Genomic DNA, 13,268 nt, shown 5'->3' on the forward strand with positions numbered 1-13,268 from the left:
GAAAGTGGACGGCGCCTCATGCACCGTCCATTGCATTTGAATCAGTCGCGCACCGGGCCAGGGGCCAGGACTTCGCGGGAACCGTTGGTGTTCATGGACGTCACGACGCCGGCCATTTCCATGGCTTCGATCATGCGCGCGGCGCGGTTGTAACCGATCTTCAGCTTGCGCTGTACAGCAGAGATGGAGGCACGACGGCTTTCCAGCACGAACTGCACGGCTTCGTCGTACAGCGCGTCAGCTTCCGGATCATCACCGTCACCGCCACCACTGCTGCCTTCGAAACCACTGCCCGCCTCTTCGACACCGTTGAGGATGTCGTCGTTGTATTCCGGCGCGCCGCGCAGCTTCCAGGCTTCCACCACCCGGTGAACTTCATCGTCGGATACAAATGCGCCGTGAACCCGGATCGGCAGGCTGGTGCCCGGCGGCATGTAGAGCATGTCACCGTGACCAAGCAACTGTTCGGCGCCGCCCTGGTCAATGATGGTCCGGGAGTCGATCTTGCTCGATACCTGGAACGCCATCCGCGTCGGGATGTTGGCCTTGATCAGACCGGTGATCACGTCCACCGACGGACGCTGGGTCGCGAGGATCAAGTGGATACCGGCCGCACGCGCCTTCTGGGCGATACGGGCGATCAATTCTTCTACCTTCTTGCCGACGATCATCATCATGTCGGCAAATTCGTCCACGACCACGACGATGGTTGGCAGCTTCTGCAGCAGCGGCGCTTCATCGTGGATGCTTTCGCGTTTGTACAGCGGATCGCTCAGCGGTTCGCCGGCGTCCTGGGCTTCCTTGACCTTGGCGTTGAAGCCGGACAGGTTTCGCACGCCCATCTTCGCCATCAGCTTGTAGCGACGCTCCATCTCGGCAACGCTCCAGCGCAGGGCATTGGCGGCGTCTTTCATGTCGGTCACGACCGGGCACAGCAGGTGCGGAATGCCTTCGTAGATCGACAGTTCGAGCATTTTCGGGTCGATCATGATCAGCTTGGCGTCGTCCGGACCGGACTTGAACAGGATCGACAGGATCATCGCGTTCACGCCCACCGACTTACCGGAACCAGTGGTACCGGCCACCAGCAGGTGCGGCATCTTCGCCAGGTCGGTGATGACCGGCTTGCCGCCGATGTCGTGACCCAGGGCCAGGGTGACCGGCGATTTGAAGTTGTCGTACTCAGGCGTCGACAGCACTTCGGAGAAGCGCACGATCTGCCGGTCTTCGTTGGGAATCTCGATACCGACCGTGGTCTTGCCCGGAATCACTTCCACCACCCGCACACTGGTCACGGCCAGCGAACGTGCAAGGTCTTTCGCCAGGTTGGCGATACGGCTGACCTTCACACCGGCAGCCGGCTGGATTTCGTAACGGGTAATGACCGGGCCGGGATGGATCGAGTCCACGGTGACTTCGACGCCGAATTCCTTGAGCTTGATCTCCAGCAAGTGGCCGACCGCCGCCAGGGATTCAGGCGAATAATTGAGTTGTTTCTTTTCTGCAGGATCGAGAATCGAGATCGGCGGCAAGGTGCCTTCCACGGCGCTGTCGACGAACAACGGCACCTGCTTCTCTTTCTGCACGCGCTTGCTGGGTTCAGGCGCCTTGACCGGGGCCGGGGCAATGACCGGCGGAACCTGTTTCTCACGCTCGGACATGTGTTTGCTCAGGGCCTGCTCGCGTTCGATCAGACGTTCCTTGACCTTGGCCTGCTCGCGCTTGTCGGTGACGGTCGGTGCGACCACGTCGTGCACCCGGTCATCGACTTCACGCAGTTGCGCCACCAACTGCTTGCGCTCGGTCCGCGCCGACCACCAGCGATTGATCGCGCCCTGGAACAGTTCGAACAGGTCGAGGGTGATCTTGCCGGTGACATCCATCACTTTGAACCAGGACAGATCGGTGAATACGGTCAGGCCGAACAGGAACAGCGCGATGAACAGCAATGTGCTGCCCTGAATGTTCAGGGCATTGCGGGCCAGGTCACCGAGGCTTTCACCCAGCGCGCCACCCGCACCGGCCGGCAACCCGGTGGCCGCATGGAAATGAATGTGCGCCAGCGCAGCACCGGACAGCACCAGAAACACCAGACCGATCAGGCGCCAGGAAAACAGCCAGCCGCTCCACTGCCACGGCTCGTGGCGCTGACGGAAGATCTGATAGGCCTTGACCGCCAGCAACAGCGGGAAGATATAGGCAAAGTAACCCAGCACCATGAACAGGATGTCGGCACTGTAGGAACCCGCTGGGCCGCCGAAATTCTGCACGTCGTCGATCTTGCTGTTGTGGCTCCAGCCCGGATCGTCCTTGCCGTAAGTCAGCAAGGCCATCATCAGGAACAGGCACAAGGCACCGATGGCGATCAATGCACCTTCCTTGAGCCGGTAGTGCAATTGCTGACGCCAGAGCGGAACGACTGTTTTTGGTGCTTCCGTGGATTTCTTCAAAACGCTTCTTTTCCTGCGCCAGAGGCGCGTCCATCTATTGAATGACGATAAAAACTGCCCATTCCAGGCAGGTAAAAAAATTGACGGGCGCAACTGAGACTACTTTTAACACTGCGTCCGGTCTTTTATAAACACGGCACACTGCGAATATTCTGTAACAGCCCGGCATTGTACGGGTTTGCGCGCTCGATGCCATGCTTCGCATCCCAAGCTCAAGCATAGCCAAACAGACGCGACCTGCGCCGCAATTTGAGCATGCATTGTCTTTTGTGACAAAGGCTTATGAGGTGTATTTGATGAACGTAGCGAAGCATCTGCGCCCGCACTCATCGCCCGTCTACGACCGCATCGATACGGCCAAGTTGCAGGAGCGCAATCATCGGGCACGTTCGGGAGGACATTCACCTCATTTAACGGCACACTTTGCATCGGGCCCAGACGCCCACTGCCCTCCCCTTCTGCAAGCCTGGACGCCATGCTGACTTGGTTACAACGCAATTCACTGACTTTCCCGCCCCTGGAAAAGGCCATGCGCGATCCCAATGGATTGCTCGCAGCCGGCGGCGACCTGTCCGCCGATCGCCTGATCCAGGCTTATCGTCACGGCTGCTTTCCGTGGTTCTCCGAAGGTCAGCCGATCCTCTGGTGGTCGCCGGATCCGCGCACCGTTCTGTTTCCCGACGAACTGCACATCTCACGCAGCCTGGGCAAACTGCTGCGCAAAAAGCGCTATCAAGTGACCTTTGACCAGGACTTCGCGGGGGTCATCCGTGCCTGCGCCGCACCAAGGGATTACGCCGATGGCACCTGGATCACCCAGGCCATGCAGGATGCCTACATCGAACTGCACCAGCGCGGCTTTGCCCACTCGGTAGAAGTATGGGATCAAGGCGAACTGGTTGGCGGCCTCTATGGCCTGGCGATGGGGCAGCTGTTTTTCGGTGAATCAATGTTCAGCCGCGCCGACAACGCCTCCAAATATGGTTTCGCCACCCTGGTGCAACATCTGAAGGACTCCGGGTTCGTGCTGATCGACTGCCAGATGCCGACCGATCACCTGCACAGCCTCGGTGCTCGGGCCATTTCTCGCAGTACATTTGCCGATTATCTGTCCCGGCACCTTGACCAACCCAACCTCGCCACCTGGGTTTGCTGAGCGACTTTTGCGTGCGTGGCTTACACTTAATTCACCAGCTTACCCCCGAGGGTTGATCATGACCGAGTTGGCGCGGTTGAAGTTCTATGCCACTCAGCCTCACTCTTGCAGCTATCTGCCCGAGGAGCAGGCCACGACCCTGTTTCTCGATCCCAGCCAGCCCATGGATGTGCATGTCTACGCAGACCTGTCGGAAATGGGCTTTCGTCGCAGCGGCGATCACCTGTACCGCCCGCATTGCCAGAACTGCAATGCGTGCGTGCCTGCGCGTATTCCGGTGGCGCAGTTCAACCCCAATCGCCAGCAGAAACGCATTTTCAAACGCAACGCCGATTTGCAGGTGCGGCCGGTCAAGCCCGGTTTCAGCGAAGAATATTTTGATCTTTATCAACGCTACATCGAACAACGCCATGCCGACGGCGACATGTACCCACCGAGCCGCGATCAATTCTCGACTTTTCTGGTTCGCGATCTGCCCTTCTCACGTTTTTACGAGTTCCGGCTCGACGGACGGTTACTGGCAGTTGCCGTCACCGACCTCCTGCCCAACGGCCTGTCGGCGGTCTACACCTTTTACGAGCCGGAAGAAGAACGGCGCAGCCTCGGACGCTACGCCATCCTCTGGCAAATCACCGAAGCCAGACGCCTTGGGCTCGAAGCCGTGTACCTTGGCTACTGGATCAAAAACTGCAAAAAGATGAACTACAAGACCCAGTATCGCCCCATAGAACTGCTGATTAACCAGCGCTGGGTCATCCTGAACTGAATGCAAACCCTAAACCCCTTGGCGTAAACCCCATTTTTCGGGCACAATGCACGCCGCTTTTGCCTGGCGCAGTTGCACCGGGCCATTCACTGGATACCGAGGGCTTTACTGCATGTCGAAAGAAGACAGCTTCGAAATGGAAGGCACTGTCGTCGACACCCTGCCCAACACCATGTTTCGTGTGGAGTTGGAAAATGGGCACGTCGTAACCGCGCATATCTCCGGCAAGATGCGCAAGAACTACATTCGTATTCTTACCGGTGACAAAGTGCGCGTCGAACTGACGCCCTATGACTTGAGCAAAGGGCGTATCACTTACCGCGCTCGCTAATCAAGTCAATACAAGACGCCCGGCATTTGCCGGGCGTTTTTGTTTGTCTGGGTTTTGGGTTTGTGCTTGAGTTTTGAGTGTATATCCGTTGCTTCGGGAGCTGCCGCTGGCGGTTTCGCTCTTACAGCAAGTCACTTTTGACAAACGCCTCAAAAGTAACCAAAAAGTCTACGCCCCGGCGTACGGCACTTCGCTTAGGCTCAGCGTTCCCTCGCTACGGTGTCCATCAGGGGGCATCGCCTACGGTTTGCTTCGCTGCACCTCCTCTCGATGTATGCGGCTGCGCCGCACGGCGCTGCGCGCCTACCCCCTGATGGACACCTCCGCTCGGCCTGCCGAAGAGGCTTGAGATCAAAAGCAGATAAAGAGCCAGAGCCAGAGCCAGAGCCAGAGCCAGAGCAAAAGCCAAACACGCCACGCCCCCTCCCCACTCAACACAATGAGCGTTAGCTCGAGTACCGCTTTTGATCGCAGGGCCCGTCGGCAGGCTGAGTGGAGGGATTGATCCGGGGGTGGGAGCGCAGCGACCGTGCGGCGCAGCCGCATGCATCGAGAGGAGGTGCAGCGAAGCAAACCGTAGGCGATGCCCCCGGATCAATCCCGGAGCGAAGGAACCCGAGCCACAGCGAGGGCCGTACGTCAGGGTAAAGCCTTTTTGGTTACTTTTTCGGCGTTTGGAAAAAGTGACCCGCCGTAAGGGCGGAACCCTAAGAAGCCGTTACCGCAACAAAGGATATTCACACCAAACAAACAGACAATAAAAAAGGCGCCCGAAGGCGCCTTTCCACTTCCCGGCTATCAAGCCATTTCCGCAGTAGTCTCGAAGTCAAACGTCAGCTCACCATCCTTGATGTCGATGTGCACCACACCGCCATGCTCGGCCAGCTCGCCAAACAGAATCTCCTCCGCCAGCGGACGCTTGATCTTGTCCTGGATCAGACGCGCCATCGGACGAGCGCCCATGGCCGAATCGTAACCACCGGCCGCCAGCCAACTGCGCGCTGCGTCGGTAACCTCCAGAAGTACACGCTTGTCTTCCAGCTGCGCCTGAAGTTCGGTGAGGAACTTGTCCACCACGCTTTTGATGACCTCATGACTGAGGCGACCAAACTGAATAATGGTGTCCAGACGGTTACGGAATTCCGGCGTGAAGCTCTTCTTGATCACTTCCATCGCATCGGACGAGTGATCCTGATGGGTGAAACCGATCGAAGCACGTGCCGCCGTTTCAGCACCGGCATTGGTGGTCATGATCACGATCACGTTGCGGAAGTCCGCCTTGCGCCCGTTGTTGTCGGTCAGCGTACCGTGATCCATCACCTGCAGCAGCAGGTTGAAGACTTCCGGATGCGCCTTCTCGATTTCATCGAGCAGCAATACGCAATGCGGTTGCTTGGTGATCGCTTCGGTCAACAGACCGCCCTGGTCGAAACCGACATAGCCCGGAGGCGCACCGATCAGACGCGATACGGTGTGGCGCTCCATGTACTCGGACATGTCGAAACGAACCAGCTCGATCCCCAGCGCCTTGGCCAATTGCCGCGCGGCTTCGGTTTTACCAACACCGGTCGGCCCTGCAAACAGGAACGAACCGACAGGCTTGTCCGGCGACTTCAGACCGGCACGGGACAGCTTGATCGCAGTCGACAACGAATCGATCGCCGCATCCTGACCAAACACCGTCAGCTTCAGGTCGCGCTCCAGGTTACGCAACAGCTCCTTGTCGGAACTGGTGACGTGTTTTGGTGGAATACGTGCGATCTTCGCCACGATATCCTCGACCTGCGGCACGTCGATGCGCTTCACACGTTTGTCGACCGGTTGCAGGCGCTGGTAGGCGCCCGCCTCGTCGATCACATCGATGGCCTTGTCCGGCATATGCCGGTCATTGATGTAGCGCGATGCCAGTTCCGCAGCGGCGCGCAGCGACTCATCGCTGTACTCGATGTTGTGGTGCTGTTCGAAACGCCCTTTCAGACCACGCAGGATACCGATGGTGTCTTCCACCGACGGCTCGACCACATCGACCTTCTGGAAGCGGCGGGCCAGAGCCCGATCCTTCTCGAAGATGCCGCGGAATTCCTGGAACGTGGTCGACCCGATGCAGCGGATATCACCCGACGACAGCAGCGGCTTGAGCAGGTTAGAGGCGTCCATGACGCCACCGGACGCAGCGCCCGCACCAATAATGGTGTGAATCTCGTCGATGAACAGGATCGCCTGCGGACGTTTTTTCAGTTCGCCGAGCAGCGCCTTGAAGCGCTTCTCGAAATCGCCGCGATATTTGGTGCCTGCGAGCAAGGCACCCAGATCGAGGGAATAAACGACGCTGTTGGCCAGCAGGTCCGGCACCTGGTTGTCGACAATGCGTTTGGCCAGGCCTTCGGCAATCGCGGTCTTGCCCACGCCCGCCTCGCCCACCAGCAACGGATTGTTCTTGCGGCGACGCGCGAGAATCTGCGCAACGCGCTCGACTTCCGACTCTCGCCCGACCAGCGGATCGATCCGGCCCTGGCGTGCGAGTTCGTTAAGGTTGCTGGCATACGCATCCAGCGGATTGCCTGAAGAAGAAGACTCACCGCCCTCGTCGTCCTGCATGTCTTGTTCACCTTCAGAGTGATCGCCATGCCCCGGCACCTTGGAAATGCCATGGGCGATATAGTTGACGACATCAATGCGTGCAACGCTCTGCTGTTTCAGCAGGAACACCGCCTGACTCTCTTGCTCACTGAAGATTGCAACCAGCACGTTGGCGCCGGTTACTTCGCGTTTGCCCGAGCTCTGCACATGGAAGACAGCACGTTGCAACACACGCTGGAAGCCCAGGGTTGGCTGGGTTTCGCGATCTTCGTCATGGACGGGGATCAGCGGCGTGGTGGAGTCGATGAACTCCTGCAGGTCGTGCTTGAGTTTGTCGAGGTTTGCGCCGCAGGCACGCAATACGGTGGCGGCAGCCTCATTATCCAATAGGGCCAGCAGCAGGTGTTCGACGGTCATGAACTCATGACGCTTCGAACGAGCCTCCTTGAAGGCAAGATTGAGGGTGACTTCGAGCTCGCGGTTTAACATAGCTTCACCTCATACCCAAGTGGTCGGCGATTAACCGTCCTTCTCGATTTCACAGAGTAGCGGATGCTGGCTTTCCCTGGCGTACTGGTTGACCTGCATGGCCTTTGTCTCGGCGATGTCGCGGGTAAACACTCCACATACTGCCCGTCCTTCTGTGTGGACGGCCAGCATGACCTTGGTCGCCAGCTCGCGATTCAGGTTAAAAAACACCTCGAGCACTTCGACGACGAAATCCATCGGTGTGTAGTCATCGTTGAACAAAACCACCTTGTACATCGGCGGCGCCTGTAACGCAGGCTTTGCTTCCTGAACAGCAACGCCTGCCGAATCGTCGTCGTGCTCCTGTGGAAGATCCTTTTGGAGAAGCGGGCGATCCTGATTGAATGTTAGTCGAATCTGGCTGATTGCATGCATGGAAAGAAAGGTTCGTCAGTTGTGCAAATACAGTGGTGGGGGCGGCTTGACACGTTTTCAACTCCGACTGCCCGGTCACCTTGACTATCGGGAAAACGGTGTTACAACCAATAGAACCCACAGTGGGGAAAAAAGATCCGCAGAGTCAATCCTTTTAACGGATTAGATAGCGGATGTCTTGGATGATACTCCAGCGATGGAGTCTGTTGCAGAGGGATTTGAGCATGGCTGTCGGCAAGGTCAAGTGGTTCAACAATGCCAAGGGATTCGGCTTCATCAATACCGATGCCCGCGAAGGACGTGACGAGGATGGCAAAGACATTGATTTCTTTGCCCACTACTCCGCCATTGAGATGGACGGGTATAAGACCCTCAAGGCCGGACAGATCGTGACCTTCGACATCGTCCAGGGCCCCAAGGGACTGCATGCGGTGAATATCACGGCGGCAACCGTGGCAAGTGAAGCGGCTACGCATGCCCCTCATACAGAAAAAGTGTCAGGCTGACTCAACCGTCACCTGGTCATGAAAAAACCGCCCGAAGGCGGTTTTTTTGTACCTGCACGACTTACATGTGCTTGATGATCGCCTCACCGAAGCCCGAAGAAGACACCAGCGTGGCGCCGTCCATCAGACGTTCGAAGTCATAGGTCACCGTCTTGGCCCCGATCGCGCCATTGGTACCCTTGATGATCAGGTCCGCCGCCTCGGTCCAGCCCAGATGACGCAACATCATCTCGGCCGACAGAATCACCGAACCCGGGTTGACCTGATCCTTGCCGGCGTACTTCGGCGCGGTACCGTGGGTCGCCTCGAACATGGCCACGGTGTCGGACAGGTTGGCACCCGGCGCGATACCAATACCGCCCACTTCCGCCGCCAGGGCGTCGGACAGGTAGTCACCGTTGAGGTTGAGGGTGGCGATCACATCGTATTCGGCCGGACGCAGCAGGATCTGCTGGAGCATGGCGTCGGCGATGGCGTCCTTGACGACGACTTCGCGGCCGGTTTTCGGGTTCTTGAATTTCATCCATGGGCCGCCATCGAGCAGCTCGGCGCCGAATTCTTCTTTCGCCACCTCGTAACCCCAGTCCTTGAAGGCACCTTCGGTGAATTTCATGATGTTGCCCTTGTGCACGATGGTCAGCGACTTGCGGTCGTTGTCCACCACGTATTGCAGGGCCTTGCGCACCAGACGCTTGGTGCCTTCTTTCGAAACCGGCTTGATACCGATGCCGCAATCCTGGTCGAAACGGATCTTGGTGACGCCCATTTCTTCTTTCAGGAATTTGATGACCTTGGTGGCCTCAGGAGAACCGGCCTTCCATTCGATACCGGCATAAATGTCTTCGGAGTTCTCGCGAAAGATCACCATGTCGACGTCGCCGGGCTTTTTCACCGGGCTCGGCACGCCTTCGAACCACACCACAGGGCGCAGGCAGACATAGAGATCGAGCTGTTGGCGCAGGGCAACGTTAAGGGAACGGATGCCGCCACCGACCGGGGTGGTCAGCGGGCCCTTGATGGAGACCACGTAATCCTTGACGGCGTCCAGGGTTTCCTGGGGCAGCCAGGTGTCCTGGTCATAGACCTGAGTTGCTTTTTCGCCAGCATAAACCTCCATCCAGGAAATCTTGCGCTTGCCCCCGTAGGCCTTGGCCACGGCAGCATCAACCACTTTGATCATCACAGGGCTGACGTCGACGCCAATGCCGTCACCTTCGATGAAGGGAATGATCGGGTTATCAGGGACATTGAGAGAATGGTCTGCGTTGACGGTGATTTTGTCGCCGACGGCTGGAACCTGAATCTTCTTGTAACCCATGCTGAACTCCATTGTTTGGATTGAACATCTGGCTTGGTTCGAGCGTAACCCAGTTGAATCAACACGCAAACCCTCTGTTCCGGGCGCGGCCACATCTCGCTTCGTACAAGCCTGAAAGCAAAGGGAAAAGCGCCAATCTCAAGCATTCACGGCGACTCTACGCCCCACCCCGCCCTGCGACCTTTAGACCAATGGACGAGAATCGTTGCATATGAAGCATCGGCAGATTGCCAGCTACCTATGTATAATGCCGCCCGCTGACCAAAGGGTCACGACGGCTGGCCTCTCTAGCACGAGACTTTCCGCCTGATTGGTCGGGTTGTTACCGCAGTCCGACTGCTTGACGCTCTACTGATGCACCCAACATCACCGCGAAGATTCTCGACATTCGGTTCATGGATGACTTTGAACGAACGCGCTTACCCGGCGCCCCTCGAGTTTCTGCGCACGCTTTAGCAAAGAAGAGAGAGTTAATCCGAATATGCCCACCCGCTCGAAGATCATCTATACCTTCACCGACGAAGCTCCAGCCCTCGCCACCTATTCCCTGCTGCCAATCATCGAGGCTTACACCGCCTCGGCCGATATCGCCGTGGAAACCCGCGATATCTCTCTTGCAGCACGTATTCTGGCCAGCTTCCCCGAGCAACTGGGCGACAAAGCCGTAGCCGACCACCTCGCCGAACTGGGCGACCTGGCCGTTACGCCTGAAGCCAACATCATCAAGCTGCCGAACATCAGCGCCTCGGTTCCGCAATTGCAAGCCGCGATCAAAGAACTGCAAGCCCAGGGCTACAACCTGCCGGACTACCCGGAAACCGTGACCAGCGACGCCGACAAAGACGCCAAGGCGCGCTACGACAAGGTCAAGGGCAGCGCCGTGAACCCGGTTCTGCGTGAAGGCAACTCCGACCGTCGCGCTCCGCTGTCGGTCAAGAACTACGCTCGCAAGCACCCGCACAAAATGGGCGCCTGGGCCAAAGACTCCAAGTCCCACGTCGCTCACATGAGCACCGGCGATTTCTACGGCAGCGAAAAAGCCGCCCTGATCGACGCCGCTGACACCGTGAAGATCGAGCTGATCGCCCAAGACGGCACCGCCACCGTCCTGAAAGAAAAAACCAACGTTCAGGCGGGCGAGATCCTCGACTGCTCCGTGATGAGCAAAAAGGCCCTGCGCGCGTTCATCGCCGCTGAAATCGACAGCGCCAAGCAACAAGGCGTGCTGCTGTCGGTTCACCTGAAAGCCACCATGATGAAGGTCTCCGACCCGATCATGTTCGGCCAGATCGTTGCCGAGTTCTACAAAGACGCCCTGACCAAGCACGCCGACGTGCTGGCCGAGGTCGGCTTCAACCTGAACAACGGCATCGGCGACCTGTACGCCCGCATCAAATCCCTGCCGGCCGAGCAACAAGCGCAGATCGAAGCTGACATTCAGGCGGTCTACGCCGCTCGTCCGTCGCTGGCGATGGTCAACTCCGACAAAGGCATCACCAACCTGCACGTGCCGAGCGACGTCATCGTCGACGCCTCGATGCCGGCCATGATCCGTGACTCCGGCAAGATGTGGGGCACCGACGGCCAGCTGCACGACACCAAGGCTGTGATCCCGGACCGTTGCTACGCCACCATCTACCAGGCCGTGATCGAAGATTGCAAAGCCAATGGCGCTTTCGATCCGACCACCATGGGCAGCGTGCCGAACGTTGGCCTGATGGCTAAAAAGGCTGAAGAGTACGGCTCCCACGACAAGACCTTCCAGATCAAGGCCGACGGCGTGGTTCGCGTGACCGACAGCAAAGGCAACCTGCTGATGGAACAGGCTGTTGAAGCCGGCGACATCTTCCGCATGTGCCAGACCAAAGACGCGCCGATCCAGGACTGGGTCAAACTGGCCGTCAACCGTGCTCGCGCAAGCAGCACCCCGGCCATCTTCTGGCTGGACCCGATGCGCGCCCACGACGGCGTAGTGATCGAGAAGGTTCAGGCTTATCTAAAGGATCACGACACCGCTGGTCTGGACATCCAGATCATGGCACCGGTCGACGCAATGAAGTACACCCTGCAGCGCACCCGCGAAGGCAAGGACACCATTTCGGTGACCGGCAACGTACTGCGCGACTACCTGACCGACCTGTTCCCGATCATGGAACTGGGCACCAGCGCCAAGATGCTGTCGATCGTGCCGCTGATGAACGGCGGTGGCCTGTTCGAAACCGGCGCCGGCGGTTCGGCTCCGAAGCACGTGCAGCAACTGGTCGAAGAGAACTTCCTGCGCTGGGATTCGCTGGGCGAATTCCTGGCCCTGGCCGCTTCTCTCGAGCACTTGGGTGTGAACTACAACAACCCGAAAGCGCTGGTGCTGTCCAAGACCCTGGACCAGGCTACTGGCCAATTCCTCGACAACAACAAGTCGCCATCGCGCAAAGTCGGCAACATCGACAACCGCGGCAGCCACTTCTACCTGGCGATGTACTGGGCACAAGCCCTGGCCGCCCAGACCGAAGACGCTGCACTGCAAGCGCAGTTCGCGACCCTGGCCAAGACCCTGACCGAGAACGAAGCGACCATCGTCGCCGAGCTCAACGCCGTTCAAGGCAAGCCAGTGAACATCGGTGGTTACTACCACGCCGATGCCGAGCTGATCAGCAAGGCCATGCGCCCAAGCGCAACCTTCAACGCGGCGATTGCTGCGCTGGTATAAGGTTGTAAAGGGAACATCACAAACCCCGGCCATGCGCCGGGGTTTGTGTTTCTGCCTTTCGCCCAGGAGATTCAATCAATGCAATGGCTCCCCCACATCACCGTCGCCACCATCGTCGAGGATAACGGCCGTTTCCTGATGGTCGAGGAACACAAAGCCGGGCGTAACGTGCTCAATCAGCCCGCCGGCCATCTGGATCCGGACGAAACCCTGATCGAAGCCGCCGTGCGCGAAACCCTCGAAGAAACCGGCTGGGACGTCGAACCCACCGCCGTGATCGGCATTTATCTGTACACCGCCCCGAGCAACGGCGTGACTTACCAGCGCGTGTGCTTCAGCGCCAAAGCCGTGAAACATCACCCGGAATATCAGCTGGACGACGGCATCGTCGGCGCCAAGTGGCTGACCCGCGACGAATTATTGGCCCAGCGCGATAACTGGCGCAGCGAGCTGATCATCCGTTGCATCGACGATTATCTGGCCGGCAATCGCTTCGGCCTCGAACTGATCCGCCCTTCCCTTTAGCCTTGAGGCCGTGAGCCTGATAGAAT

Annotated in this window: 10 protein-coding genes; 6 read left to right on the forward strand and 4 right to left on the reverse strand. The window is 58.4% G+C overall.

The annotated features are described in order from the left end of the window. Positions 1–41 precede the first annotated feature (41 nt). On the reverse strand, positions 42–2,450 hold the full coding sequence (locus J5M72_RS02595; RefSeq protein ID WP_207863934.1) for a DNA translocase FtsK: 2,409 nt from the start codon (positions 2,448–2,450) through the stop codon (positions 42–44). A gap of 475 nt (positions 2,451–2,925) precedes the next feature. On the opposite strand from J5M72_RS02595, the gene aat reads away from it, so the two are divergent. The 3 genes from aat to infA all read left to right on the forward strand — a co-directional run bounded on the left by aat (position 2,926) and on the right by infA (position 4,703). After that, entirely contained in the window at positions 2,926–3,606 is a 681-nt protein-coding gene (gene aat, locus J5M72_RS02600; protein ID WP_207863935.1) for a leucyl/phenylalanyl-tRNA--protein transferase, read from the forward strand. Between the two features lie 58 nt (positions 3,607–3,664). Continuing rightward, the gene (locus J5M72_RS02605) at positions 3,665–4,372 is read left to right on the forward strand and encodes an arginyltransferase (RefSeq protein ID WP_085732140.1); all 708 of its coding nucleotides are present in this window, start codon (positions 3,665–3,667) and stop codon (positions 4,370–4,372) included. A gap of 112 nt (positions 4,373–4,484) precedes the next feature. After that, positions 4,485–4,703, forward strand: coding sequence for a translation initiation factor IF-1 (gene infA / locus J5M72_RS02610; protein ID WP_002553999.1), 219 nt, complete (start codon positions 4,485–4,487; stop codon positions 4,701–4,703). Positions 4,704–5,501: 798 nt separating this feature from the next. Here infA and clpA read toward each other — a convergent pair. Both clpA and clpS read right to left on the reverse strand, forming a co-directional pair. Next, complete coding sequence (gene clpA / locus J5M72_RS02615) at positions 5,502–7,772, reverse strand: ATP-dependent Clp protease ATP-binding subunit ClpA (RefSeq protein WP_169430937.1); 2,271 nt, start codon at positions 7,770–7,772, stop codon at positions 5,502–5,504. A 30-nt stretch (positions 7,773–7,802) separates the two neighbouring features. Continuing rightward, entirely contained in the window at positions 7,803–8,186 is a 384-nt protein-coding gene (gene clpS, locus J5M72_RS02620) for an ATP-dependent Clp protease adapter ClpS (protein WP_011334948.1), read from the reverse strand. A 224-nt stretch (positions 8,187–8,410) separates the two neighbouring features. On the opposite strand from clpS, the gene J5M72_RS02625 reads away from it, so the two are divergent. After that, complete coding sequence (locus J5M72_RS02625) at positions 8,411–8,692, forward strand: cold shock domain-containing protein (RefSeq protein ID WP_207863936.1); 282 nt, start codon at positions 8,411–8,413, stop codon at positions 8,690–8,692. 61 nt (positions 8,693–8,753) lie between these two features. On the opposite strand, the gene icd is transcribed toward J5M72_RS02625, so the two are convergent. Next, entirely contained in the window at positions 8,754–10,010 is a 1,257-nt protein-coding gene (gene icd, locus J5M72_RS02630) for an NADP-dependent isocitrate dehydrogenase (protein ID WP_207863937.1), read from the reverse strand. Between the two features lie 481 nt (positions 10,011–10,491). On the opposite strand from icd, the gene J5M72_RS02635 reads away from it, so the two are divergent. Next, on the forward strand, positions 10,492–12,717 hold the full coding sequence (locus tag J5M72_RS02635; RefSeq protein WP_169430940.1) for an NADP-dependent isocitrate dehydrogenase: 2,226 nt from the start codon (positions 10,492–10,494) through the stop codon (positions 12,715–12,717). A 78-nt stretch (positions 12,718–12,795) separates the two neighbouring features. Beyond that, positions 12,796–13,242 (forward strand): NUDIX hydrolase, encoded by a 447-nt coding sequence (locus J5M72_RS02640; protein WP_207863938.1) that lies wholly within the window; start codon positions 12,796–12,798, stop codon positions 13,240–13,242. The last annotated feature ends 26 nt before the right edge of the window (positions 13,243–13,268 follow it).

The organism is Pseudomonas sp. 58(2021), assembly GCF_017491585.1.
GTDB classification, from domain to species: domain Bacteria; phylum Pseudomonadota; class Gammaproteobacteria; order Pseudomonadales; family Pseudomonadaceae; genus Aquipseudomonas; species Aquipseudomonas fluorescens_BT.